The organism is Sutterella megalosphaeroides (assembly GCF_003609995.1).
GTDB lineage: Bacteria > Pseudomonadota > Gammaproteobacteria > Burkholderiales > Burkholderiaceae_F > Sutterella > Sutterella megalosphaeroides.
Map to the genome: position 1 here is coordinate 52,048 of NZ_AP018786.1, position 23,511 is coordinate 75,558.

Annotated in this window: 22 protein-coding genes; 11 read left to right on the forward strand and 11 right to left on the reverse strand. The window is 65.3% G+C overall.

Features of this window, described 5'->3' with window-relative positions:
• Window positions 1-52: 52 nt before the first annotated feature.
• The 5 genes from thiD to S6FBBBH3_RS00265 are packed head-to-tail and all read right to left on the reverse strand — an operon-like array spanning window position 53 to window position 6,009.
• A complete protein-coding gene (gene thiD, locus S6FBBBH3_RS00245) occupies window positions 53-892 on the reverse strand; it encodes a bifunctional hydroxymethylpyrimidine kinase/phosphomethylpyrimidine kinase (RefSeq protein WP_120175824.1) in 840 nt (279 codons plus the stop codon).
• The gene (locus tag S6FBBBH3_RS00250; protein ID WP_120175825.1) at window positions 853-2,166 is read right to left on the reverse strand and encodes a 3-deoxy-D-manno-octulosonic acid transferase; all 1,314 of its coding nucleotides are present in this window, start codon (window positions 2,164-2,166) and stop codon (window positions 853-855) included. The genes thiD and S6FBBBH3_RS00250 overlap by 40 nt, the downstream gene beginning before the upstream one ends.
• 40 nt (window positions 2,167-2,206) lie before the next feature.
• Entirely contained in the window at window positions 2,207-3,166 is a 960-nt protein-coding gene (gene waaC / locus S6FBBBH3_RS00255; RefSeq protein WP_120175826.1) for a lipopolysaccharide heptosyltransferase I, read from the reverse strand.
• Window positions 3,163-4,608, reverse strand: a complete 1,446-nt coding sequence (locus tag S6FBBBH3_RS00260; RefSeq protein WP_120175827.1) for a glucose-6-phosphate isomerase — start codon at window positions 4,606-4,608, stop codon at window positions 3,163-3,165. Before S6FBBBH3_RS00260 ends, waaC begins: the two co-directional genes overlap by 4 nt.
• Before the next feature lie 12 nt (window positions 4,609-4,620).
• Window positions 4,621-6,009 (reverse strand): phosphomannomutase/phosphoglucomutase, encoded by a 1,389-nt coding sequence (locus S6FBBBH3_RS00265; protein WP_120175828.1) that lies wholly within the window; start codon window positions 6,007-6,009, stop codon window positions 4,621-4,623.
• 186 nt (window positions 6,010-6,195) lie between these two features.
• Here S6FBBBH3_RS00265 and rfaE1 point away from each other — a divergent pair, with 186 nt between their 5' ends.
• From rfaE1 to rfaE2, 4 genes are all read left to right on the forward strand, one after another.
• Window positions 6,196-7,119, forward strand: a complete 924-nt coding sequence (gene rfaE1, locus S6FBBBH3_RS00270; protein WP_120175829.1) for a D-glycero-beta-D-manno-heptose-7-phosphate kinase — start codon at window positions 6,196-6,198, stop codon at window positions 7,117-7,119.
• A gap of 81 nt (window positions 7,120-7,200) precedes the next feature.
• Window positions 7,201-8,211, forward strand: a complete 1,011-nt coding sequence (gene rfaD / locus S6FBBBH3_RS00275) for an ADP-glyceromanno-heptose 6-epimerase (RefSeq protein WP_120175830.1) — start codon at window positions 7,201-7,203, stop codon at window positions 8,209-8,211.
• Entirely contained in the window at window positions 8,208-8,792 is a 585-nt protein-coding gene (gmhB, locus tag S6FBBBH3_RS00280; RefSeq protein WP_120175831.1) for a D-glycero-beta-D-manno-heptose 1,7-bisphosphate 7-phosphatase, read from the forward strand. Before rfaD ends, gmhB begins: the two co-directional genes overlap by 4 nt.
• Window positions 8,789-9,283, forward strand: a complete 495-nt coding sequence (rfaE2, locus tag S6FBBBH3_RS00285) for a D-glycero-beta-D-manno-heptose 1-phosphate adenylyltransferase (RefSeq protein ID WP_120175832.1) — start codon at window positions 8,789-8,791, stop codon at window positions 9,281-9,283. Before gmhB ends, rfaE2 begins: the two co-directional genes overlap by 4 nt.
• Window positions 9,284-9,383: 100 nt before the next feature.
• On the opposite strand, the gene galU is transcribed toward rfaE2, so the two are convergent.
• Window positions 9,384-10,223 carry a UTP--glucose-1-phosphate uridylyltransferase GalU gene (gene galU / locus S6FBBBH3_RS00290; RefSeq protein ID WP_120175833.1) on the reverse strand — a complete coding sequence of 280 codons (840 nt, stop codon included), beginning with the start codon at window positions 10,221-10,223 and terminating at the stop codon, window positions 9,384-9,386.
• 124 nt (window positions 10,224-10,347) lie between these two features.
• Between galU and S6FBBBH3_RS00295 the strand changes: the two genes are divergently transcribed.
• On the forward strand, window positions 10,348-11,199 hold the full coding sequence (locus S6FBBBH3_RS00295; protein ID WP_120175834.1) for a symmetrical bis(5'-nucleosyl)-tetraphosphatase: 852 nt from the start codon (window positions 10,348-10,350) through the stop codon (window positions 11,197-11,199).
• A gap of 31 nt (window positions 11,200-11,230) precedes the next feature.
• On the opposite strand, the gene S6FBBBH3_RS00300 is transcribed toward S6FBBBH3_RS00295, so the two are convergent.
• Together S6FBBBH3_RS00300 and ruvX are read right to left on the reverse strand one after the other, a co-directional pair.
• Window positions 11,231-12,067, reverse strand: a complete 837-nt coding sequence (locus S6FBBBH3_RS00300; RefSeq protein ID WP_120175835.1) for a lysophospholipid acyltransferase family protein — start codon at window positions 12,065-12,067, stop codon at window positions 11,231-11,233.
• A gap of 15 nt (window positions 12,068-12,082) precedes the next feature.
• Window positions 12,083-12,487 carry a Holliday junction resolvase RuvX gene (ruvX, locus tag S6FBBBH3_RS00305; RefSeq protein ID WP_120175836.1) on the reverse strand — a complete coding sequence of 135 codons (405 nt, stop codon included), beginning with the start codon at window positions 12,485-12,487 and terminating at the stop codon, window positions 12,083-12,085.
• Window positions 12,488-12,633: 146 nt separating this feature from the next.
• On the opposite strand from ruvX, the gene S6FBBBH3_RS00310 reads away from it, so the two are divergent.
• Genes S6FBBBH3_RS00310 through S6FBBBH3_RS00320 form a run of 3 tightly spaced genes read left to right on the forward strand, consistent with a single transcriptional unit; the run spans window position 12,634 to window position 14,212 of the window.
• Window positions 12,634-13,170, forward strand: a complete 537-nt coding sequence (locus tag S6FBBBH3_RS00310; RefSeq protein WP_120175837.1) for a YbaK/prolyl-tRNA synthetase associated domain-containing protein — start codon at window positions 12,634-12,636, stop codon at window positions 13,168-13,170.
• A 59-nt stretch (window positions 13,171-13,229) separates the two neighbouring features.
• Window positions 13,230-13,718, forward strand: coding sequence for a DUF2721 domain-containing protein (locus S6FBBBH3_RS00315; RefSeq protein ID WP_232008797.1), 489 nt, complete (start codon window positions 13,230-13,232; stop codon window positions 13,716-13,718).
• Entirely contained in the window at window positions 13,715-14,212 is a 498-nt protein-coding gene (locus tag S6FBBBH3_RS00320) for a DUF2721 domain-containing protein (RefSeq protein WP_120175838.1), read from the forward strand. Before S6FBBBH3_RS00315 ends, S6FBBBH3_RS00320 begins: the two co-directional genes overlap by 4 nt.
• Window positions 14,213-14,296: 84 nt before the next feature.
• On the opposite strand, the gene S6FBBBH3_RS00325 is transcribed toward S6FBBBH3_RS00320, so the two are convergent.
• Window positions 14,297-16,612: a patatin-like phospholipase family protein gene (locus tag S6FBBBH3_RS00325; RefSeq protein ID WP_170143784.1), complete on the reverse strand. Its 2,316-nt coding sequence runs from the start codon at window positions 16,610-16,612 to the stop codon at window positions 14,297-14,299.
• A 120-nt stretch (window positions 16,613-16,732) separates the two neighbouring features.
• Here S6FBBBH3_RS00325 and galE point away from each other — a divergent pair, with 120 nt between their 5' ends.
• Window positions 16,733-17,737 (forward strand): UDP-glucose 4-epimerase GalE, encoded by a 1,005-nt coding sequence (galE, locus tag S6FBBBH3_RS00330; protein ID WP_120177760.1) that lies wholly within the window; start codon window positions 16,733-16,735, stop codon window positions 17,735-17,737.
• Window positions 17,738-17,744: 7 nt separating this feature from the next.
• On the opposite strand, the gene S6FBBBH3_RS00335 is transcribed toward galE, so the two are convergent.
• Entirely contained in the window at window positions 17,745-18,692 is a 948-nt protein-coding gene (locus S6FBBBH3_RS00335) for an SDR family oxidoreductase (RefSeq protein WP_170143785.1), read from the reverse strand.
• Window positions 18,693-18,700: 8 nt separating this feature from the next.
• Window positions 18,701-21,511, reverse strand: coding sequence for an excinuclease ABC subunit UvrA (uvrA, locus tag S6FBBBH3_RS00340; RefSeq protein WP_120175841.1), 2,811 nt, complete (start codon window positions 21,509-21,511; stop codon window positions 18,701-18,703).
• A gap of 197 nt (window positions 21,512-21,708) precedes the next feature.
• On the opposite strand from uvrA, the gene S6FBBBH3_RS00345 reads away from it, so the two are divergent.
• Both S6FBBBH3_RS00345 and S6FBBBH3_RS00350 read left to right on the forward strand, forming a co-directional pair.
• Complete coding sequence (locus S6FBBBH3_RS00345) at window positions 21,709-22,938, forward strand: MFS transporter (RefSeq protein ID WP_120175842.1); 1,230 nt, start codon at window positions 21,709-21,711, stop codon at window positions 22,936-22,938.
• A 32-nt stretch (window positions 22,939-22,970) separates the two neighbouring features.
• The gene (locus tag S6FBBBH3_RS00350) at window positions 22,971-23,483 is read left to right on the forward strand and encodes a single-stranded DNA-binding protein (protein ID WP_120175843.1); all 513 of its coding nucleotides are present in this window, start codon (window positions 22,971-22,973) and stop codon (window positions 23,481-23,483) included.
• The last annotated feature ends 28 nt before the right edge of the window (window positions 23,484-23,511 follow it).

A 23,511-nucleotide genomic window follows, 5' to 3' on the forward strand; every position in this document is an offset into this window, starting at 1 on the left:
TGAGAAGTCGAAGTATGCCCGAGGAAAATGATTCCGTCAAGCAACTGTTACATTATTTTACATTATGCCAGACCGACCAGAAGTGATGCGTCGGCCCGCACCCGTGTCCGACCGAGAGTTCGCCCGAGTGCCGGATGGCGCCCGTGATGTAGTCCTTCGCCTCCTTGACGGCGGCGAGCATGTCGCCTCGGACCGCGTAGCGCGCGGCGATGGCCGAGGAGAGCGTGCAGCCCGTACCATGCGTGTTCTTCGTTTCGATCCGCTCGGCGGGGAACTGCACGACCACGTTGCCACTCAGAAGAAGGTCCGTGGCGTCCTTGCCCGGCACGTGGCCGCCCTTGAGAAGCACCCAACCGTCGCGACGGCCCATGAGGCGCCAGAGCGCGCGGGCCGACCCTTCGAGGTCGGCGAGCACTTCGCCTTCGGAGATGCCAAGCAGATCCGCGCATTCGGGCACGTTGGGCGTGATCAGGTTCGCAAGGGGCAGAAGGCGCGTTTTGAGCGCTTCGACCGCCGCGGGCGCAAGGAGCCGATCCATGCTTTTGGCGACCATCACCGGATCGAGCACGACGAAGCCCGGGCGATGCCGCTCGAGCGACTCCGCCACGGCCGCAACGACGCCCGCGTTGCTGAGCATGCCGATCTTAACGGCGTCGATGCGCACGTCGGCAAAGAGCGTTTCGAGCTGCTCGCGCACGAAGTCGGGCGTCACGTCGAAAATGCCGTCGACCCCCTTCGTGTTTTGCGCCGTCAAGGCCGTCACCACCCCGCAGGCATAGGTGCCGCAGGCGCTCATCGCCTTGATGTCGGCGAGAAGCCCCGCTCCGCCCGAGGGGTCGACCCCCGCGATGCTCAGTACGTTGGGGATTCGGTTTTCTGCGCCGTCTGCCATAGTTCCTCCAGAATGGTCATCATGCGATCGGTTGCGCCGCCCCAGCGGGCGGCGAAAGCGAGCGCGGAGCGCCCGGCCGCCGCGCACTCTTCGGGGTTGTCGAGCCACCGCGCAAAGACGTCGAGCGCCTCCTCGGGCGTCGCCACCTGCACCATGGCCCCTTCAGCCACGCCGTCGCGCACGATTTTGTCGAAATTGAAGATCGACGGTCCCACCACGACGGGCGAGCCCGCCATGGCGGGTTCGATCACGTTCTGCGCGCCGAAGGGCTCGAACGAGCCGCCCATCGCGGTCATCGAAGCCAGGCCGCAGTAAAAACTCATCTCGCCCATGCTGTCGCCGAGAATCACCTGCACGTCGGCGGGCACGGTGTGCGCGCCCGCAAGCTTCGAGCGGCGAACGACGCGAAGGCCGGCCGACTTGAGGACGGTCTCGACTTCGTCGAAGCGCTGCGGATGGCGCGGAACGAGCAACACGAGGCCGCGCTCCGTGAGTTCGGGCCGCTCGACGAGCGCCTTGGCAAAGCGCGCCTCTTCGCCTTCGCGCGTCGACGCGAGAAGGAGCACCGGACGATCGAGTCGGGAGCGCCAGGCCCGAGCGGCCGCGACCTGCGAAAGGTCGGGCTTGATGTCGAACTTGATGCTCCCCGTCACGGTGATGTTGGTCGCGCCGAGCGAAGCGAGGCGATCGCGGTCCTCGTCGCTCTGAGCGAGCACCGCCGAGAAGCGCCCGAAAGCGGGCCCCATGACGTCGATCACGCGCTCGGCCTGGCGGCGCGACTTTTCGCTTTCGCGCGCGTTCGCGAGCACCATGGGAATCCCGAGGCGCGAAGCTTCGTGCATGACATTCGGCCAGACTTCGGTCTCCATGATGACGCCGAGCGTCGGGCGCGTCTGCCTGAAAAACTTCTCGACGGCGTAAGGCGCGTCGTACGGGAGGTAGCACTGGTGGATGCGCTCGGGCGCGAGCGCCACGAGCTTCTCGCCCGCTTCGCGGCCCGTGGGCGTCATGTGGGTGAGGAGTACGTCGCACTCGGGCCAGTCGGCGAGCATGCGCTCCAAGAGCGGCTTCGCCGCGTTAGTTTCGCCCACGCTCACGGCGTGGATCCAAACGCGCGGACGCTCGCCGCGCAGGGGATAGGTCGACCAGGCGAAACGTTCGTCCCAAAACTCGCTGTAAGCGGGTTGTTTGCGGGAACGCCACGTGAGGTACAGACTCGCCAGCGGGAGCGCCACCATCGTGACGGCACGGTAGAGACCGGGAGTGAGTTTCATCTCAAAAAATAATCCATGTTCTTTTTTTCGGACGGGCGCCTCAACGCGCGCCCGCGACCGCATCGGCCGCGTCCAGAACCGCTTCGACCGTCGGCACTTCGCCGACGCCGCCGAGCGAGAGGCACGGCCCGTCGCCGATGAGGCGCAGGGTCTCGGTCGGGGTCGAAACGAAAATGCCCACGCTCGGGCGGCCGAGCGCGGCCGCCAGATGCGCGATCCCCGTGTCGACCCCCACCATGAGTCGCGCGCCCGCAAGCACCGCTCCCACGTCGGCAAGCGGCATGCGCTCGGGAACGAGAGCGCCTTCGATCCGCGCGGCAATGCGTTCGGCACGGAGACGCTCCTCGGGGTTGCCCCAAAAGATCACGCTCCGCATGCCGCGCCGGAGAAGTTCTTCGCCCAGCCGCACCCAGTGCGCTTCGGGCCAGAGTTTCTCGTCGCGGCTCGTATTGACGGCAAGCGCCGCGTAAGGGCCCGTAACGGGCAGAGCCACGGCTCGGTCGGCGCGCAACGCGAAGACCGGGTGCTCCTCGTCGATCGCGTAGCCGAACGTTTCGGCCGCGGCGAGTCGATAGCGGCGCACGGCGCCGAGCGACTCGGGCAAATCGAGTTTTTTGTCGTAAAACCAGCTCGCCAGCGGCTCGCGCACCGTGCGGCGGGTGTAGCCCGTGACGGGCTTGCCCGTCCAGCGGGCGGCCACGGCCGAGCGCAACAGCCCCTGAATGTCGAGCACCGCATCGTAATCGGCCGCCCGAAGAGCGCTCTTCAGCGCGCCGATTTCTTCGCGCACGTTCGCGGCGAAGGGCGTGCGGCGCCAGCGGCGAAAGGCCGTTCGATGCACGGTCGAAACGGCGGGCGCGAAGGTCGGAATGTCGCGAAAGCTCTCTTCCGCGAGCCAATGGATTTCCGCTTCGGGATGGCCCCCCGTCAGGTCGTGCACGAGCGGCAGCGCGTGAATGATGTCGCCCATGGACGAGGTTTTGACGATCAGTACTTTCATGCGCGCTCTCCCGCATCGGGCCCGATAGCGATCCCCTCTTCGGCTCGCTTCGAGAGCCGCTTGCCGAGTTCGACCCCCGGCTGATCGAAGGGGTTGATGCCGAAGAGCGTCCCGAGCATCGTCGTTTTGTGCTCGTACATCGCCATGAAGGCGCCGAGTCGGCGCGGCGTCACCGCGTCGATGACGATCGCCGTCACCGCGTTGAAGTAGGGGCTCTCGGGGTCGCGCGTCACCAGCGCTTCGGTTTGCGCGCGGGCATTCGCCAAAAGGACGCGGTAGTGCTCCGCGTAGCGGTGTCCGGGCATCTCGCTCCAAACGATGTCGAGGCTCGTGCGGCCCGTCCCTTCGCGCAGCCACTGGTAGAAGCTGTGCTGGGCTTCGTTGCCGTTCGCGCCCCAAACGCCCTGCCCGGTATGACCTGCAATGGGCGTGCCGTCGGCCGCGTGGGACTTGCCGAGCGACTCCATTTCGAGCTGCTGCAACCACGGAACCATGACGCGCAGACGCTCGTCGTAAGGCAAAAGGCAGTGCGACGTGATTTCCAGGCGCGTCGCGTTCCAGTACGCGACGAGCGCAAGGAGTGCGGGGAGATTTTCTTCGAGCGGCGCCGAGAGCGAATGGCGGTCCATCTCGTTCGCGCCCCGCAGGAATTCCGAAAACGCTTCGGGCCCGAGCGCCACGGCGAGCGGCAGCCCGATCGAGCCCCAGACGGAAAAGCGTCCGCCCACCCAATCCCAAATCCGGAAGAAGTTTTCCTTCGGCAGGCACATGATGTCGGGCGCCTGCGGGTTGGCGGAAACCACCACCATGTGGCGCGCCCGGTCGGTGCCGACGATCCCGTTGTCGAGAAGCCACTGATCGACCGCCGCCGCGTTCACCTGCGTTTCGCGCGTCTTGAAGCTCTTCGACGAAACGACGACGAGGGTCGAGAGCGGATTGCATTCGGAGAGAATGCGCTCGAGCAAGACGCCGTCGACGCTCGACAAGAAGTGCAGACGAATGTCCGGGGTCGCCGGACGCAGCGCGTGCCAGACGGCTCGGGGCCCCATTTCGGAGCCGCCGATCCCGATATTGATGATGTCGGTCACCCGGTCGCCGCGACAGCCGCGCCAACGCCCTTCGAGCACGAGCTGCGCGAAGCGCAGCATCCGCGTCCGCTCGGCGAGCACCTCGGCGTGACGGGGCGCGTCGGGCTCGAAGGCGCGAAGCGCCGCATGAAGCGCCGCCCGCCCCTCGGAGCGATTCACGACGTCGCCCGCCATCATGCGGGCGTGCGCCTCTTGAAGGCCGCGGTCGCGACCGAAGTCGAGGAGCCGTCGAAAATCGTCGGCGTTGAGTCGCTGCCGCGACACGTCGATGCGAATGCCGCAGGCCGTCGCATCGGTTCCCGTCTCGAGACAGTCGCGCAAAAAGGGCAGAAGCGCCGTGGAGGGCGTCGTCATGACCGGCTCCTTTTATTCGGGAATGACCATTGAGGGGTCGACCGCCTTGAGAGCGGCCGCGAACGTACGGCGAATGCGCGCGAGCGCTTCGGGCGTGTCGCCTTCGAGACGCACCACGACGACGGGCGTCGTGTTCGAGGAGCGCGCGAGCGCGAAGCCGTCCTCCCACTCGACGCGCAGACCGTCGACGCGGATCACGTCCTTGGCGTCCGGGAACTGAGCTTCGTTGCGCAGGCGTTCGATGAAGCGCTTGTTTTCGCCTTCGGCCGTGGGGATCTGAAGTTCGGGCGTATTGACCGCGCTCGGCAAGTCCGAGAGCGTCTTCGAGGGGTCGTCGGAGCGCGAGAGGATTTCAAGGAGACGCAGCGCGGCGTAGAGGCCGTCGTCGAACCCGAACCAGCGCTCGTCGTTGAAGAAGATGTGGCCCGACATTTCACCCGCGAGCGGCGCGTTCGTCTGGCGGAGTTTTGCCTTGACGAGCGAGTGGCCCGTGGCGCTGATCGTGGGTTCGCCGCCCTTTTCGCGGATCACGTCGACGAGCTTGCGCGAGCACTTCACGTCGTAGACGATCTGAGCGCCCGGATGCTCGGCGAGCATGTCTTCGGCGAAAAGCATCATGAGGCGGTCGGGGAAGATCACTTCGCCCGTCTTGGTCACGACGCCGAGGCGGTCGCCGTCGCCGTCCGTGGCAAAGCCGTAATCGGCCCCGGTCGCGCGCACCGCTTCGATGAGGTCCGCGAGGTTGGCGGGCTTCGAAGGATCGGGATGGTGGTTCGGAAAGGTCCCGTCGACGTCGGCAAAAAGCGGCACGAAGTCGACCTTGTCGCCGAGCGCCCCCATGAGGCGGCACATCGCGGGCCCCGCGATGCCGTTGCCCGCGTCGCCCGCGACCTTCAGACGGCGCTTGAGCTTGAGGCCGCGCGTCGCACGCTCGACGTACTCGTCCAAAACGTCGACGCGGGTGATCGTGCCCGGTTTGTCGGTCTTCACCCAGTCTTCCGTCATGATGCGCTCGCGGATCATCTGGATGTCGTCCGAGCAGAGCGTCACGTCGTCGACGAGCATCTTGAGCCCGTTGTATTCGGGAGGATTGTGCGACCCCGTCACGGCCACCCCGGAGCGGGTCTTCAGAAATTTCGTCGCGAAGTAGAGAACGGGCGTGGGCACGGTACCGATGTCGACGACGTCGACACCCGTCGAAACGATCCCTTCCATCAGAGCCTTTTGCAGGCGTTCGCCCGTGAGTCGTCCGTCGCGGCCGACCGCAAACGTTCGATTGCCGGCTTCGAGCGCCATCGTGCCGAGCACGCGGCCGACGGCCCGGCACGCCTCTTCGGTGAGCGTCTTGTCGACGATGCCGCGGATGTCGTAAGCCTTGAAAATCGATCCATCGACCTGCATGTCTGTTCCTTATCTCGTTCTGTTGATAGGGCCCCCGAAGGGCCAATCTTGTTATTTTACCGAGAGCGGGCTTTGCGGACCCCGCAGCCCCCGCGTTCTCGCCGCGAATCGCCCCGCCGTACGGCCCCTTGGTAAAATCGAGGCCGACATTTCCGGATCCGCCCGGATCCCGCATTCGACAGACATATGAACAAAGAAACGCTTCAGAAGGCCCGCATTCTCGTCACGGGCGACGCCATGCTCGACCGGTACTGGTTCGGCGACGCCGAGCGCATTTCGCCCGAAGCGCCCGTGCCCGTCGTGCGCGTCGTGCGCACCGAAGAGCGACTCGGCGGCGCGGCCAACGTGGCCCGCAACATCGCCCGAATCGGGGCGACCTCGACCTTGTTGTCGGTGGTCGGCCGCGACGAAGCGGGCCTGACGATCGAGTCCCTGCTCAAGGATGAAGGGATCAATCCCAAGCTCGAATTCGACCCGACCCTGCGCACGACCGTCAAGCTGCGCATCGTCGCGCGTCAGCAGCAGATGGTGCGCTGCGACTTCGAGGCCGAACCCGCGAAGGAGGCGCTCCTCGCGCATCTCGGTCTTTTCGAAACCCTGCTCGGCGAGACCGACGCGCTCGTTCTCTCCGACTACGGCAAGGGCGGCCTCTCGCACATCCGCGCCATGATCGAGGCCGCTCGCAAGCGCTCGATCCCCATCCTCGTCGACCCCAAGGGGTCGAACTACGACCGCTATGCGGGCGCGACCGTCATCACGCCGAACCGCGCCGAACTTCGCCAGGTCGTGGGCGACTGGTCGAGCGAATCGGACCTGACGGTCAAAGCGCAGGGGCTGCGCGAAGCACTCGACCTCTCGTACCTCCTTCTCACACGCTCCGAAGAGGGGATGACGCTCTACCACGAGGACGGGCAGTTCACCATTCCGGCGCAGGCCCGCGAAGTCTTCGACGTCTCGGGAGCGGGCGACACGGTGATCGGCGTTCTCGCGGCGATGCTCGCCACGGGTACGAGCATCGAGCAGGCCGTGACCATCGCCAACCGCGCGGGTGGTATCGTGGTTGGCAAACTCGGCACCGCCGCCGTGACGTACGACGAGCTCTTTCATTGACGCTTCGGCACGTCCGACTTCTCCGAATTTTTCTCAGGCCGTGCGCTCGGGCGACCGGCCGCTTTTCCTAAAGGTTTCTCCATGAGCATTCTCGTGACCGGCGCGGCCGGCTTCATCGGCTGCAACAATGTTCTCGCCCTCAACGCTCGGGGCGTCACCGACGTGATCGCCGTCGACAACCTCGAGAAGAGCGAAAAGTTCCTCAATCTCGCCAAGTGCCGCATTTCGGACTACTTCGACAAGCGGGACTTCATCGCGCGCGTTCGCGCCGGGACCGCTCCGAAGCCCGAAGCGATCTTCCATCAGGGGGCCTGCTCCGACACGATGGAACAGGACGGCGTCTACATGATGGAGAACAACTACCGCTACACGCTCGACCTCTTCCGTTGGGCGCAGGAGCTGCGCATCCCCTTCATCTACGCCTCCTCGGCCGCCACGTACGGCGCGCACACCGAATTCGTCGAAGACGTCCGCTACGAAGGGCCCCTCAACGTCTACGGCTACTCGAAGTACCTCTTCGACCAGGTGCTGCGCCGCGAAATGGACTACCTGCGCAGCCCTGTCATCGGGCTTCGCTACTTCAACGTGTACGGCCCGCACGAGCAGCACAAGGGCCGCATGGCGAGCGTCGCCTACCACCAGTACTTCCAGTACCGCCGCACGGGCAAGGTGAAGCTATTCGAAGGCTGCCTCGGCTACGCCAACGGCGCCCAGCTGCGCGACTTCGTCTACATCGACGACGTCGTGAACGTGCTCATGCACTTCCTCGATAAGCCCGTCTCCGGCATCTACAACTGCGGCACCGGCCGCGCCCAGCCCTTCAACGACGTGGCGCTTTCCGTGGTCAATTCGCTTCGCGAAGCCGCCGGGAAGTCCGTGTTCACCCTCGAAGAGGCCGTGGCCGCGGGCGAAATCGAGTACATCCCCTTCCCCGAAGCGCTCAAAGGCAAGTACCAGGCCTACACCCAGGCCGACCTCACGAAGCTGCGCGCCGCGGGTTGCGACGTGGCCTTCCGCTCGGTGGAGGAAGGCACGCGCGACTACATGCACGAGCTTCTCAAGGCGTACCCGCACGTCGAGGCCGACAAGTGAGTTCGCCCCGGAAACGAGCCGCGTTTCTCGATCGCGACGGCGTGATCAACGTCGATCATGCGTACGTGCACGAAATCGAGAACTTCGACTGGGTTCCGGGCGTCCTCGAAGCCGCGCGCCGTCTGCACGACGCGGGCTTCGAGCTCGTCGTCGTCACCAATCAGTCGGGCATCGGCCGCGGCTACTACACCGAGGCCGATTTCGAGAAGCTCACCGCGTGGATGAAGACGCGCTTTGCCGAGGCGGGCGCGCCGCTTGCGGGGGTGTATTTCTGCCCGCACCATCCGGAGAAGGCCCTCCCCGCCTATCGCACGGACTGCGGATGCCGCAAACCCGAACCCGGGATGCTTCTCAAGGCCGTCGAAGAGCTCGGGCTCGATCCCGAGCGCTCCGTCATGTTCGGCGACAAGCCGGGCGACTGCACGGCGGGGCGTCGCGCAGGTCTCCCGGAACGCGTTCTCCTCGGCACGGACGGCCTCGGCCGACCCGAACCTTCGGAGGATGCGACCGCCGCATTCGCGAGCCTGGCCGAGGCCGTCGCTTCGCCCTGGTTCGAGCGCTTCGTTGAGGATTTTTCATGAGCCAGCGTCTTCCCGCTCCGACCTTTGAAACCAAGATCTGCGACATGAGCGAGCTTGCCGCCCGTGCCGCGGCCCTGCCGCACCCCGTCGTGATGACGAACGGCGTCTTCGACATCCTGCACCGCGGGCACGTCACCTACCTCGCGCAGGCCCGCAGTCTCGGCGCGAGCCTCGTGGTGGCCGTCAACAGCGACGCATCCGTCAAGATGCTCGGCAAGGGAGACGATCGCCCGATCAACACCGAGGCCGACCGCGCCGCCGTTCTCGCCGCGCTCGAATCGGTCGATCTCGTCGTGGTGTTTCCCGACAAGGTGCCCCTGAAGGCCGTGGAACTCGCCCGCCCCGACATCTACGTGAAGGGGGGCGACTACAACGTCGAGGATCTGCCCGAGGCGAAGCTTGCCGCCACGTGGGGCGCCAAGACCGTCACCGTGTCGTTCGAGCACGAGCGCTCCACGACGGCGCTCCTTAAAAAAGTGCGCGGCCTCTGAGGCAGCGCTCGGGAGGCGCTCTCGGGCGCCCGCACGGACGCCCGGAGCCAAAACGGGGACGCTTGCGCGTCCCCGTTTTTTTATCGAAATCGCCCGTCGATCAGTTGATCTTGAAGCCGCGCTTGCGCGCGAAGTGCACGGTGGCGTCGAGGAACCCCTGCTTGCTGCCGCAGTCAAATCGCGTGCCTTCGTAGCGGTGCGCGTAGGTGGGCACCTTCGCGAGCGACGCGGCGATGCCGTCGGTCAACTGGATTTCCCCGCCCACGCCCGCTTCCTGGCGCGCGAGGTAGTCGAAAATTTCGGGCTCGAACACGTAGCGGCCGATCACCGCGAGACGAGACGGGGCCACGGACGGATCGGGCTTTTCCACGATGCCGCGCATCTGCGAGGTGGTCTGACGCGCGTCGTCCACGCTCACGATGCCGTACTTCTTCGTGTCTTCGGGCGCGACGTCCTGAACGGCCACGACCGAGCCGCCGCCCGCACGGCGACGCGCTTCGACGAGCTGACCGACGGTCGAACTCTTGCCGTCGATCAGGTCGTCGGCGAGCATCACGGCAAAGGGTTCGTTGCCGACCACGGGGCGGGCGCAGAGCACCGCGTGCCCGAGACCGAGCGCCATCGGCTGACGGATGTAAATGCAGTTGACGCCCGGGGGAACGATGCCGCGAACGATTTCAAGCAGCTCGTCCTTGCCCTTCGAGGCGAGATCGTGTTCGAGTTCGGGGTGGCAGTCGAAGTGGTCTTCGATCGCGCGCTTGTTGCGCCCCGTAACGAAGATCATTTCCGTGATGCCGGCAGCCGCGGCCTCTTCCACCGCGTACTGAATGAGCGGCTTGTCGACGACGGGAAGCATCTCCTTCGGCATGGCCTTCGTGGCCGGCAGGAACCGGGTGCCGAGACCGTTGACGGGGAAGACGACTTTACGAACGGGAAGCATGAAGAAACCTCTTGGCGGTTGAACGATCGGACGCCGGGCTTCCGACTAGAATTTGGGACCATTGCCCGGCGAGCGCAGGAAGCTTAACGCGCGCCGTCCGTTCACCGCAACCGGCCTCCTTCATATGAATCAAGATTCCGTTTATGCCATCGGCGACATTCAAGGTTGTCTCGAAAGTCTCCAAGGCCTGCTCGAGCAACTCCCCGCCGACGCGCCCCTTCTTTTCGTCGGCGACCTGGTGAACCGCGGACCCGAATCGCTCGCCACGTTGCGCTTCATCAAGTCGCTCGGCTCGCGCGTTGCGGTCACGCTCGGCAACCACGACCTGCACCTGCTTGCCTGCGCGGCGGGCGCGGGACGGGTTCACAAAAAGGACACGATCGGCGAAATTCTGGAGGCTCCCGACTGCGAGGAGCTCGTCGAGTGGTTGCGCCGACAGCCGCTTCTCATCGAGCGTTGCGGCACGGTCTTCGCGCATGCGGGGCTCAACCCCAACTGGACGCTCGACGAAGCGCGGGCTCTTGCCGCCGAAGCGCACGAGGCCCTCTCCGGGGACAACTGGAAGACGTGGTTGCAGGGCATGTACGGCAACACCGACTGGACGGGCGAACTCACGGGGCCGGCGCGCATGCGGGCGATTCTCAACGCCTTTACGCGCATGCGCTTCGTCGATCGGACGACGGGCGAACTTGACTTCGAACAGAAAGAAGACATCGGCTCCGCGCCCGCACACCTCGTGCCGTGGTTCGAGTTCGAGGGACGGCGAGAGCGCGACGTGACCGTCTGCTTCGGACACTGGTCGATGCTGGGGCTCATCAATCGCCCCGACGTCGTCGCGATCGATACGGGGTGCCTCTGGGGCGGACGCCTCACGGCCGTCCGCTTCCCGGATCGACGGTTCTTCGAAGAGCCCTGCCCCTGTTGGGCGGATCCGTTTACCTTCAAGAAGAAGAAAACGGGGAAGCACGCGTCGTAAGTCGTGAGGCCCCGGCCGGGGCCCTCGGGCCTCAGGCCTCCGTTCGGCTTGCCGTCGCCGCTTCGATGCGCGCGCGGCGCTGAGCTTCCTTTTCCGCCGTGGCGTCGGGCACGCCGAGCGCCTCCGCCATGCGGGCCGAAGCGAGAGCACACAGTTCGTGCCGCTCGCGGCCCGCGCTCGGAATCGGATCGAGCACGGTGACTTCGACGCCGAGCCCCGGGGTCGAAACGATGCGGCGCAACACCGTAAAGAGCGACTCGTGCGCGTAGGAAGCGACGGTCGTCGTTTCGCCCTTCAGCGTGTAGCGCAGCGCCACGGGCAGAATCTCGGCTTCGGCCATCGGCCCCGCCGTAAAGAGGTTCGCGTAAAAGGGCAGAAGTCGGTCGCCCTTCCCCGTCGTTCCTTCGGGGAAAAAGAGCACGTTCTCGCCCTTTTTCATCGTGGAACTCATGAGTTCGGCCACCTCAAGCACGGCCCGACGGCGCGAGCGGTCGATGAAAAGCGTCCCCACGCCGCGGGTGATCATCCCGAAAACGGGCCAGGAAGCAATTTCCTTTTTCGCCACGAAGCGCGAGGGCAGTACGGCGTCGAGCACGAAGATGTCGAGAAAGGACACGTGATTCGCACAGACCATATAGCCCGTGCCGCCCGAATGAATGCCCGTCTCGCGGGCGCCCTCGTCGGGGACCCGGCCTTTGACCGTCATGCGCACGCCGCAAATTGCGGGAACCCAACCCGCGAGGCGGTGAATCCAACGACCGCGTTGCGTCGCCGAACAAAACGGGAACACGACGAGAACGAAAAAGACAACGAGAAGGATGTAGAGAGCTACGAAAAAAAGGCGCACGGCGCCCGTTACCTGATTCATGGCGGAGGCTGCTCCTTACGCTTCGGTTTCCGACGAAGCGTTCTCGGCGAAATACTGTTCGAGGATGACGCAGGCGGAAAGATCGTCGATCCATTCGGCCTCGTGCTCCACGTCGACCGACGAATACCGTTCGTCGACCGTGAAAACCGGGCGACGGAAGCGTCCTCCGAGCTGCCGCGCGAAGCGCTCGCACCGCCCCGTGAGTTCCCCGGGCGCCCCGTCCGGGTGCCGCGGCACGCCCACGACGAACGCGACGGGCTCCCAATGCTCGACGAGCGCCTCGATCGCCGCCCAACGCTCGGCGTTGGTTTGCGCGAACAGAATGCCGCGCGGTTCCGCCGAGCGCGTGACGGAGTTGCCCGTCGCCACGCCGGTGCGGGACAGACCGAAGTCGAACGCAAGATAGGTTCCGTACAACATACCGAGCCAAACAAATAGAAGAGTAGAAGACTTAGGGAAGGCCCAGGGGCCCGAAAGCCCCGCCCTCCAGCGGGTTGGCGTATTCTATCGCGGTTTGGGAAGGCCTCTTTTCGCAGACCTCCGTTTCCCCTATTTGCGAGGATCACATGGTCGAAAACGTTCTCGAGCAACTCTGCGCCTTGTTCGATGCGGGCAACGCCGACTACCGCGTCCTTCATCACGCCGCGGGCGGCAAGTCGAGCCAGTCGGTGGCGGAGATCCGCGGCACCGAACTCGGTCAGGGCGCCAAGGCGCTTTGTTGCACGGTCAAAGGCAACGGCGTCAAAAAACACGTCCTGGCGGTTTTGCCCGCCGACATGCAGGCCGATCTTTCGGAGCTCGCCCGTGCAATCGGCGGGCGACGCGCGTCGCTTGCAAGTCCCGACGAAGTGCGCGAACTGACGGGATGCGTCTTCGGCGCCATTCCGCCCGTCAGCCTGCACCCCGAGCTCGAACTCGTCGTCGACCGCGCGCTTTTCGGTCGCTACGAAGAGATCGCCTTCAATGCCGGGCACCTCGACCGTTCGATCATCATCCGCACCGAAGACTATCGCCGCATCGTGAATCCGCGCGTCGAAACCTTCGCCCGCTTCCCCGATCCCGCGCCCGCGGAAAGCGCCGCAGCGACTCCGGCCGAAGCCTGACCTCCCGAATCGACGACACCTTTCTCAAACCTTCAGCCTCTCGTACGCCGGAGACATCCGTGTTCGAACAATTTCAGAACATGCTCGTCAATGCGCTCACGCCGATCACCCTGATTTCGGGTGTCGGTCTCATGATGCTCTGCATGACGAACCGCTACAACCATTCGACGGACCGCATCCGTCAGCTCATCAAAAAGCGCGAAGACGGGGGTTCCTTCGTCGAGCCCGCGCTCGACAAGGAAATTCATCTGATTTTCCGCCGCGCCTCGTACCTTCGCAAGGCGATGCTCTGCCTGTCGCTCTCGGCGGTCTGCTCGGGGCTCCTTGTAGCCACGAACGTCCTCTCGAACTTCAGCTCGACCAACTTCGTGACGATCTCCGCGATTTGGCTCGTACTAGCTCTCGGCCTCATCGTCGTCTCCACGGCGTTTTTCTGCATGGAAATCGGGCTCTCGCTTCATGCGCTCGGCCTCGCGGTCGAGCACCTCCACGAGCAAAACCGCGACCGAACCGAAGCCGCGTCGCACACCGAGGAGAAGCAGTCATGATCGGCATTACCGAATTCAACCAGGCGCTCGCGACCGCCATCACGCCGATCACCCTGATTTCCGGGGTCGGCCTTCTGATGATCTGCATGACGGGGCGCTACAACCACGCCACGAACCGCATCCGACAGCTGATGGCCAAGCGCGAGTCCGCCTCCCGCCACCTCGAACCCGACATCGATGCGGAAATCGACCTCATCTTTCTGCGCGCCTCGCTCCTGCGCCGCGGCATGCTCTGCGTGGGTCTTTCGGCCGTCTGTTCGGCCCTTCTCGTCGTGACGAGCGTGGCGAGCGCCTTTCTCGACTACGATCTCCTCGTTGCCGAAGCAGTTTTCCTCGTGGGCGCGATCGCGCTCATCGTGACGTGCGCGCTTCTTTTCTCGGCGGAAATCAACCTTTCGCTTCACGCGCTGAAGCTCGCCGTCGACCACCTGCCGCCCCTGCCCGCACCGAAGGCGGAAGAGTCGACCGACGCGCCCGCGCCGAAGGCCGACTGAGTCGACAACGCTCTTCTTTTCCACGCGCTCGGGGCATGCCCGGGGGAATCCCCCCCTCGGGCATGCCCGTTTCGTTTCGGGACCTCAGTTGCGATGGCCCCAGACGAAGTAGAGCGCCGTACCTTCGTCGAAGGTTTTTCCGAGCATCAGGTAGACGGGACCGAGCGGGCTGTCGAGCCCCGCGAAGATCGAGGCCGACTTGTGCCAGTCGTCCCGGCCGCTCTCGAACCGTTCGTCGTCCTTCGGATTCCAGGCGCGCCCCGCTTCGGTCGAGACGCCGAGCCAGAGCGGAATGCTCATGCCCGTCCAGTCGCTCACGTTGCGCGACACGGTAAAGCGCCCGTACTCCATGCGCGAGCCCACCCATCGACCGTAGTCCGCGCCGATCATCTTTTTCGCGCCGCCGAGACAGAAGGTGCCCCGCATCGTCGAGCGCCCCACGAGCAGGTTCGTCGTGACGGTCCAACGGTTCCACGAGACCGGCCAGCAGAAGTCGCCGAGGTAGTAGTAGTCGGACTCGGCGCCGGCGTCGTCCCCTTCCGTCACATACCCCTGGAGACCGAACCGCACGCCCTTCGTCGGGAAGTCCACGCTGTCGAGCGTGTCGATGAAAACGACCCCGCCCGCATACGGCGAATTCGTACCGATTTCGCTTTGCTCCGAATCGAAGTCCGGCCCCACGATGCGCCGTTCGTGCTGATCGAGGTACCCGACCTGCACGCCCGCGTAGCCGAGTCGTTCGATCTCGTAACCCGCGAGCACCCGCGCGTCGAACATCGCGGAGCGGTCCGTCGCCATGGCCTTGCCGTCGCGGTAGACGTCGTACTTCTCGCGCGAATATTCCAGACTCGGCATGACGAACCAGTTCGACGTCGTGCCGATCGGCTGGTAGAACTCCGACCGAAAGTACTGCTCGTCGCCGAGCTGCACTTCGTTTTTCCAAGCTCCGCCCCAGTCGTTGAGCAGGTGCCAGGTGTGCGAGAAAACAGCCGTGAAATTATGGCTTTCGTCGAAGTCCGTTTCGAGCGACCCGCCGATGCGAATCGTGGAATAGCGGTCGCGCTTTTCGTGGGGCTCGAGGACCAGCACTTCGGTGCCGTTCGGGCCCGGCTCGAACCGGTAGTTGACGCGCGAATAGTAGCCCTCGGACCAGATGCGGCGCGTCCCTTCTTCGATGCGTTCCCGCGAGAGCGGCTCGTAGAGCGGCAAATCGGCCGCGGCGACGACGCGCTCCGGATCGAGCGACGTCCGTCGGTCCACGCGGATCCCCGAAAGCGTGTGATGATTCGCATTCGCCGTCTCGACGATCGGACGACGGCGCTTCTCGTCCCAGGCCGCGTACTGAGCTTCGGGCGCGCCGTAGGCTTTGAGACGTTCGGCCGCCTGCAACGCCGCCTGTCGTCCGATCTCGATGATTTGACGGCTCTTTTTGAGGTCGGCGCTCGTGAGGTGCTCGCGCTCCAGATCGGGCGTAATGAGAATGTCGCCCTCGCGCAACGACTCGATCGAAGCCCGGACGTTTTGTTCCGTCAGGATGTTCACCATCTGCGCCATGACGCCCACCACGTTCGTGAGCTTGTCCCGTCCCGAAAGAGGCGTTCCCACGTTCACGGCGATGATGACGTCGGCCCCCATTTCGCGCGCCAGCGCGACGGGCAGATTGTCGACGAGCCCCCCGTCGACGAGGAGCGTTCCCTTGTATTCGAGCGGCGCGAACGCCCCGGGCACCGACATCGACGCGCGCATCGCTTCGCCGAGCGTGCAGTCCTTTTGCATGACGACGCGTCGCCCGTGCACGAGGTCGGTCGCCGGCGCCGCAAACGGAATGGAGAGTCGCGCGAGGTCGTTCACCATGTCGACCCGTCCCGTCCAGGTCGTCAGAAAGAGCGAGAGCTCCTGCGACGGCACGATGGCTTCGGGGAGCTTCAATTCTCCGCGGGCGTTGATTTCGACGGAGCCCGACGAGAGCCCCTGATAGTCGTTTTCTTTTTCGCGCCAGGGGAGGTTGGCGCGGTCCGTGCGGGGCGCGAGCATCTTGTCCCAGTCGACGCCAACGACGATCCCTTCGATTTCCTCCGGCGTATACCCCGCCGCGTAGGCGCCCCCGATCATGGAGCCCATGCTCGTACCCGTCACGACGTCGATTTTGACGCCCAACTCTTCGAGCACCTTCAGAACGCCCACGTGAGCGAACCCTCGGGCGCCGCCCCCCGAAAGGACGAGCCCCACGCACGGACGCCCTTCGGCGCGGCATTTCGCTCGAACCTCGTCGGCGGTGGCCGCTTCGACGTTCGAGGCGCCGGCAAGCGCCGCGACGATCGCAAGAATCGCGCCGCCCCATGCGTTCGTTCGGGAGGGAAGCGACGGGGCACGGTGTGCGAAAAACGGTCGGAAAAACACGGGGATCCTCGTTGGGGCGGTTGCGGGGACGCCCGACCGATCGGCGAAAACCGCTAGACTGTCGGAGCGTCGGTTGTTCGACCATTTTCCCACGATATTTTCGACAACGCTTTTCCCGATATGCGAATTCTCCTTACGGGCGGCATGGGCTTCATCGGCTCGCACACCGCCGTCGTTCTTCTCGAAGCCGGGCACCACGTCGTGCTCTTTGACAATCTCTCGAACGCCGACCGTTCCGTGGCGGAGCGCATCACGCGCATTGCGGGTCGGGCGCCGGTCTTCGTGGAAGGCGACATCCGCGACCGCGACGCCATGGAGCGCACCCTTCGCGACGAAAAGATCGATACTGTGATTCACTTCGCCGGTCTCAAGGCCGTGGGCGAATCGGTGGCGAAACCGCTCGAGTACTACGACAACAACGTGACGGGCAGCCTGCGACTCCTCGAAGCCATGCGCGCGACGGGCGTCAAGCGTTTGATCTTCAGCTCGTCCTCCACCGTCTACGGGACACCGCAGCACCTGCCGCTTACCGAAGCCGAACCGCTCGGCGAGCCGACGAACCCCTACGGGCGCACGAAGCTGCACATCGAAGCCATGCTTGCGGACGCGTGCCGCGCCTACCCGGATCTGAGCGTCGTGTGCCTGCGCTACTTCAACCCGATCGGCGCGCATCCCTCGGGCCTCATCGGCGAAGATCCCAACGGGATTCCGAACAATCTCCTCCCGTACGTGGCGCGCGTGGCGAACGGGCGTCTGCCCGCCCTGCGCATTTTCGGCAACGACTACGACACGCCCGACGGCACGGGCGTGCGCGACTACATCCACGTGATGGACCTCGCCGAAGGGCATGCCGCCGCGCTGCCCTACGCGGCGGAGCATACGGGCTGGATCGCGGTCAACCTCGGTTGCGGCCGCGGCTACAGCGTGCTCGACATCGTGCACGCCTTCGAGCGCGCCTCCGGGAAGCCCGTCCCCTACGAATTCGCTCCCCGTCGCGACGGCGACATCGCCGCGAACTGGGCCGATCCGTCGCTCGCCTTCAAGCTTTTCGGCTGGAAGGCGAAGTACGGCATCGACGAAATGTGCCGCGACAGCTGGAATTTCGAGTCCAATCTCGGCAAATAACCGACCCTCAGGCGCTCTCGACCGATCCGCGTGCGTGAGCGCCGAGTCGTGCGGCGACGGACGCGCTCACGTCGTCGCGCCAACTCGGAGAGAGCGCGTCCGCACGAATGCCGAGACACGCCTCAAGGTCCCGCAGCGCAAGCCGGCAATTTTCCGGCCGCTCCGGGTCGAAGAGCGTCACGCCCCGCATCCTTCGTGCGGCGCCGAGAAAAATGTCCGCCCGATCGGGTGTGATTTCCGCCGCGCAACGTAGCACGAACTGCGCCCAGCCGAAGCGGCTCACGCAGGCGCCCGCCTGTCCGAAGTGAAAGACGGCGCTTCCCCCTCCCGCGACCTCGGGATGCCCGCAAAGCGCCGCAGAGAGGCGCGCGACCGCATCGTACGAGGTGGGCCGTCCCCACTGATTGCGCCGCATGACGATTGCTTTCCCGGCAAGCGCCTGATCAAGCACCCGAACGACGAAGTCGTTTCCCGCACCGTGAAGCCAACCGATGCGAACGATCCAGTAACGCGCGCCCGAGAGCTCGATGCGCGCTTCGCCGAGCGCCTTGCTTCGGCCGTACGCGCCCGCGGGGCGTCGGGGGTCGCTCTCGCGATGGGACTTGAGGCCGCCCCCGGAAAATACGTAATCCGTTGAAAAATGCACGAGCCGCGCGTCAAAGCGCGCCGCACAGGCGGCAAGCACCGCCGGCCCCTCGACGTTCGCCCGTCTCAGCGCCTCGGGTTCCGACGGCGCGCGTGCGACGTTCGTATAGGCGGCCGCATTCACGATGACGTCGGGGCGCAGAGCGGAGACCGTCTCCCGCACCCCCTCGGCGTCCGCAATGTCGAGTTCCGAGCGCGTGCGGGCGTGAACGAGAAATCCCGCCGCGCGCAGGCGCTCGGCGGCGGCCGAACCCAGACGACCGTTCGCGCCCGTCACGAGAACGCTCGTCGGGCGACGATCGCTGCGCATCGCCCCGCTCATAGCCAGGGCCCTGTCACGCTTTCGGGATTGCGCGCGAGCTCCGCGGGCGTCCCTTCGGCCACGACGCGTCCGCCCGCTTCGCCTCCGGCGGGTCCGAGGTCGACCATCCAATCGGCCGCCCGCATGACGTCGACGTTGTGTTCGACGACGAGCACCGTATTGCCCTGCGCGGTCAGACGACGCAGCACCCCGAGGAGCTCCTCGACGTCGGCGAAATGCAACCCCGTCGTCGGCTCGTCGAGTACGTAAAGCGTTCGCCCCGTTTCGACGCGCGCCAATTCCGCGGCAAGTTTCACGCGCTGCGCTTCCCCGCCCGAAAGCGTGGCGGCACTCTGTCCGAGACGAACGTATCCGAGCCCCACGTCGCGAAGCGCCTGCAGGCGCCGTTCGATCTGCGGGTGGTTTTGAAAAAGTTCCGAGGCTTCCGAAACCGTCATGCGCAGAACGTCGCCGATACTTCGGCCCTTGAAGCGGCACTCGAGCGTCTCGCGGTTGTAGCGCTCGCCCCCGCAGATGTCGCACGTGACGTAGACGTCGGGCAGAAACTGCATCTCCACCCGCACGACGCCGTCGCCCTGACACGCTTCGCACCGGCCGCCCTTCGTGTTGAAGCTGAAGCGCCCGGGACCGTACCCGCGCTCGCGCGCCGTTTGCGTCTGCGCGAACACCTCGCGAATCAGGCCGAAGAGTCCCGTGTAGGTGGCGGGATTCGATCGGGGCGTGCGCCCGATCGGGCTCTGATCGACCACGACGACCTTGTCGAGCTCTTCCGCACCGAGAAGCTCGGCGTAGGGCAGAGGCGTGCGCTTTCCGCCCTGAAGTCGGGCGACGAGTGCGGGTAGCAGCGTGTCGTTCACAAGCGACGATTTGCCGGAGCCCGAGGGGCCCGACACCACCGTGAAGCACCCGAGCGGCACCCGCAGGGTTGCGTTCTTCAGGTTGTGTCCGCACGCACCTCGGAGTTCGAGCCGGGCGCGATCCGGAGCGCGCGCGTCGATCGGGGCGGGCCCCGGCGCCGTACGCTCCCTCCTGAGATAGCGCCCCGTGACGGAGCGCTCGTTGCAGGCAAGCTCCTCGGCCCGGCCTTCGGCCAGTACGTATCCGCCCGCTTCGCCCGCGCCCGGGCCGAGGTCGATGATCCGGTCGGCCGCGCGCATGATCTCTTCGTCGTGTTCGACGACGAGCACCGTATTGCCGAGGTCGCGCAGGTCTTCGAGCGTGCGGATGAGCCGTGCGTTGTCGACGGGATGCAGCCCGATGCTCGGCTCGTCGAGCACGTAGAGAAGCCCCGTCAGCCCCGAACCGAGCAGGCCCGCAAGACGAATGCGCTGATGCTCGCCCCCCGAGAGGGTTTCGATCCGACGACCGAGCGTCAGATAGCCGACGCCGACGTTGTGCAGGAATTCGAGCCGCACCCGTACGGCCTCAAGCAACCGATCGGCCACGAGCCGCTTCGATTCCGGCAGCGACAGGCTTTGGAAATAGTCGGAGAGCTCCGCAAGCGGCATCGTCAGGAGGTCGGCAAGCGACTTCGCGTCGGGCGTATCGCCGAGCCGCACGTTGCGGGCCGTGAGACCCAAACCGCTTCCGCCGCATTCGGGACACGCGCACGGTCCCCGAAAGCGCTCGAGCGCCCGAGCGATCGGACCGTCTCCGTCGCCCCGGAGGCGTTCGAGTTCGCCGATCACGCCGTGAAACGGCGGATCGAGCGCGAGCGTCTCGGGGCTTCCGCGCAGAATTCCCTGCCGCGCCCCGGCGCTCAGCGTCTTCCACGGCACGTCGACCGATACGCCGAGCGCACGGGCCGCGGCCGCGATCCGCTCGAAATTGCCTTCCTGTTCCCGTCCCCAGCCCTCGAGCGCTCCTTGCGCGATCGAAAGCTCGTCCGAAACGAGCACGAGATCCGGGTCGAAGGCTTCGACCGTACCCGTGCCGCCGCAGGTCGGGCAAGCCCCCTGAGGCGTGTTGGGCGAAAAGAGGTTGGGCTCGAGAACGCCCGCCGTGTAGTCGCACGAAGGGCAGGCGTTTCGCGAAGAAAAATCCTCCGTTTCGCCGGAATCCATGTCGGCGATGCGGACCCGGCCGTCGGCGAGTTCGAGCGCCGTTTCCACGCTCTCGACGAGGCGCTCGCGCTGATCGGCGCGAAGGCGCAGACGGTCGACCACCACTTCGAGGGCATCGCTTGTTTCGGGGAGCTTTTCCGGAAGGGTGTCGAACGTTTCGACAACGCCATCGATGCGAAACCGCATGAAGCCCGCTCTCAGCCCCTCGGCCACGACCTCGCGGACGTTGCGCCCGGGCGGAAGCGGCGCGAGCACCATGAGTTTCGACCCTTCGGGACGACCGAGCGTCGCTTCGACGATGCCCGCCACCGAGTCGGCCTTGAGCGCGCGTCCGTGCACGGGACAAAAGGGCGTGCCCGCCCGTGCGAAGAGCACGCGCAGGTAGTCGACGATCTCGGTGGCCGTACCGACATTCGAGCGGGGGTTCGAGCCGGTCGTTTTCTGTTCGATCGAAATGACGGGAGAAAGTCCCTCGATCTCGTCGACGTCGGCCCGCGGCAGGAGCGCCATGACCTGCCGCGCGTAGGTCGAAAGGCTTTCCACGTAACGGCGCTGGCCCTCGGCGCAGATCGTGTCGAAAGCGAGCGAACTCTTTCCCGAGCCCGATACGCCCGTGATCACAACGAGGCGCCCCCTCGGCAGATCGAGCGAGATGTTTTTCAGGTTGTGCGTTCGGGCACCCCGAATGCGGATCGTTTCGAGGGCGTCCCGCTCCGCCCGTTCTCCGACTTTGGTCGCCACCATGGCCTGCCACCCCGTTTTTCCCGCGCGGCGGGAGTTAAGCTCCGGGCCAAAATTGCCCGCTAGACTGCCCCGACATTGTACCGAGAGCGCTTCCCGAGCCGTTTATCGCACGACTTGCGCGTTTGCACGACCGCCCGGGGTCCGAACACTCCGCTGCTCTCGACACCCGAACAAAAAAAATCAACAAGGAGTCCTCCATGGGTCACTCCCCCACTCCCGCCGACGCCCACATGACGCCTCAAGAGAAGAAGTCGAGTCTCTCGCTCGCAAGCATTTTCGCGCTGCGCATGCTCGGGCTTTTCGTCATTCTTCCCGTGTTTGCGGTGTATGCACGGCACTTGCCGGGCGGCGAAAGCGAATTCCTCGTCGGGCTCACGCTCGGGATCTACGGTCTCACGCAGGGGATCCTTCAGATTCCCTTCGGCGTCGCGTCGGACCGCTACGGGCGCACGCCCGTCATCATCGCTGGTCTGCTTATCTTTGCCGCGGGGAGCTTTCTCGCCGCCTTGGGCGACACGATTTGGACCGTCATGCTCGGTCGCGCCCTTCAGGGCGCGGGCGCCATTTCCGCGGCCGTCACGGCCTTCATTTCGGATTCCGTACGCGAGCGCGTGATCACGAAGGCGATGGCCTTCGTCGGCGCCTCGATCGGGCTCACGTTCGCGCTCTCGCTCGTGATCGCGCCTCCCCTTACGGAGCTCGTCGGCGTTTCGGGGCTCTTTGTGATGACGGGCGTTCTGGCGCTTCTCGCGGTGCTCGTCGTCAAATTCGTCGTTCCGCCCGCCCCGAAGTCCGCAGAAACCGAGGCGGGCGAGCATCAGCCCTGGCAGAAGGTCCTTTTCGAACCGCAACTCCTGCGCCTCAACATCGGAATTTTCGTTTTGCACGCGGTGCTGACGGCGGTCTTCGTCGTCGTGCCGACGCGACTCGAATCGATGGGCCTTCCGGTCCTGCACCACTGGTACATCTACCTCCCTGCGGTGCTCGTCGGCTTTGCCGCGATGATGAAGCCCATCGGCTGGGCGGAGCGCAACCGCAAGGTGACGGTGCTCGTTCGTCGCACGATCGTCCTCATGGGCGTCGTCTTCGCGCTCATGATCTTCCTCATGCACTCCGTTTGGGAAATCGCCTTCCTGCTCGCGCTCTTTTTCGCGTGCTTCAACATTCTCGAGGCGACCCTTCCCGGGATGATCTCGCGCGCCGCGCCCAAGGCGGACAAAGGCCTTGCGCTCGGCATCTACAACACCACGCAGAACATCGGTCTGTTCGTGGGCGGCGCCGCGGGCGGCGCCGTGAGCCAACATTTCTCCGCGGAGGCCGTATTCGGTCTGGCCACTTTTGCTATGCTCCTCTGGCTCGTCAGTGCTCGAGGCCTGAGCGAACCGGCCTCCAAAACGCACCGGGCGGGCGAAGCCTTAACTGTTTAAGTGTACGTAACTCTATTTTTGGGATTTGAATCATGGCTTCCGTCAACAAGGTCATTCTTCTCGGCAACCTCGGTGCCGACCCCGATGTCCGCTACACCGCGGACGGCAACCGCGCCATCGCCACGCTTTCGCTCGCGACCACGCGTCGCTATCGCAACGCCGAAGGCCAGCCGGTTTCCGAAACGGAATGGCACCGCGTTGTTCTCTTCGGCCGCACGGCTGAAATCGCCAAGGACTACCTCCACAAGGGCAGCCCCGCCTACATCGAAGGCCGTCTGCGCACGCGCAAGTGGACCGACCAGCAGGGTCAGGACCGCTACACGACGGAAATCGTGGGCGACGTGCTCCAGCTCCTCGGCGGGCGCAGCCAGTCGTACGGCGACGCCCCGATGAGCGGCGGCGACTTCGACACGGGTCCGCGTCCGACCCCGGCCGCTCGTCCCCAGGCTCCAGCCGCGCGCCCCCAGCCCGCTCCGGCCGCTCAGCCCGCCTCGAGCGCCACGTCCTCGCCCATCGACGACATCGGCGAAGACGTTCCGTTCTGATGCTTCCGATGCGTTCGGGCCGCCCCTC

What these genes read in the sequence shown, in the direction of transcription:
- S6FBBBH3_RS00300 (WP_120175835.1), bottom strand. Translation starts at nt 12,067, where the DNA reads ATGAATCAGGTAACGGGCGCCGTGCGCCTTTTTTTCGTAGCTCTCTAC.
- rfaE2 (WP_120175832.1), top strand. Translation starts at nt 8,789, where the DNA reads ATGAGCCAGCGTCTTCCCGCTCCGACCTTTGAAACCAAGATCTGCGAC.
- S6FBBBH3_RS00295 (WP_120175834.1), top strand. Translation starts at nt 10,348, where the DNA reads ATGAATCAAGATTCCGTTTATGCCATCGGCGACATTCAAGGTTGTCTC.
- thiD (WP_120175824.1), bottom strand. Translation starts at nt 892, where the DNA reads ATGGCAGACGGCGCAGAAAACCGAATCCCCAACGTACTGAGCATCGCG.
- S6FBBBH3_RS00310 (WP_120175837.1), top strand. Translation starts at nt 12,634, where the DNA reads ATGGTCGAAAACGTTCTCGAGCAACTCTGCGCCTTGTTCGATGCGGGC.
- galE (WP_120177760.1), top strand. Translation starts at nt 16,733, where the DNA reads ATGCGAATTCTCCTTACGGGCGGCATGGGCTTCATCGGCTCGCACACC.
- rfaD (WP_120175830.1), top strand. Translation starts at nt 7,201, where the DNA reads ATGAGCATTCTCGTGACCGGCGCGGCCGGCTTCATCGGCTGCAACAAT.
- S6FBBBH3_RS00345 (WP_120175842.1), top strand. Translation starts at nt 21,709, where the DNA reads ATGGGTCACTCCCCCACTCCCGCCGACGCCCACATGACGCCTCAAGAG.
- S6FBBBH3_RS00260 (WP_120175827.1), bottom strand. Translation starts at nt 4,608, where the DNA reads ATGACGACGCCCTCCACGGCGCTTCTGCCCTTTTTGCGCGACTGTCTC.
- uvrA (WP_120175841.1), bottom strand. Translation starts at nt 21,511, where the DNA reads ATGGTGGCGACCAAAGTCGGAGAACGGGCGGAGCGGGACGCCCTCGAA.
- rfaE1 (WP_120175829.1), top strand. Translation starts at nt 6,196, where the DNA reads ATGAACAAAGAAACGCTTCAGAAGGCCCGCATTCTCGTCACGGGCGAC.
- ruvX (WP_120175836.1), bottom strand. Translation starts at nt 12,487, where the DNA reads ATGTTGTACGGAACCTATCTTGCGTTCGACTTCGGTCTGTCCCGCACC.
- waaC (WP_120175826.1), bottom strand. Translation starts at nt 3,166, where the DNA reads ATGAAAGTACTGATCGTCAAAACCTCGTCCATGGGCGACATCATTCAC.
- S6FBBBH3_RS00350 (WP_120175843.1), top strand. Translation starts at nt 22,971, where the DNA reads ATGGCTTCCGTCAACAAGGTCATTCTTCTCGGCAACCTCGGTGCCGAC.
- galU (WP_120175833.1), bottom strand. Translation starts at nt 10,223, where the DNA reads ATGCTTCCCGTTCGTAAAGTCGTCTTCCCCGTCAACGGTCTCGGCACC.
- S6FBBBH3_RS00265 (WP_120175828.1), bottom strand. Translation starts at nt 6,009, where the DNA reads ATGCAGGTCGATGGATCGATTTTCAAGGCTTACGACATCCGCGGCATC.
- S6FBBBH3_RS00250 (WP_120175825.1), bottom strand. Translation starts at nt 2,166, where the DNA reads ATGAAACTCACTCCCGGTCTCTACCGTGCCGTCACGATGGTGGCGCTC.
- S6FBBBH3_RS00335 (WP_170143785.1), bottom strand. Translation starts at nt 18,692, where the DNA reads ATGCGCAGCGATCGTCGCCCGACGAGCGTTCTCGTGACGGGCGCGAAC.
- S6FBBBH3_RS00320 (WP_120175838.1), top strand. Translation starts at nt 13,715, where the DNA reads ATGATCGGCATTACCGAATTCAACCAGGCGCTCGCGACCGCCATCACG.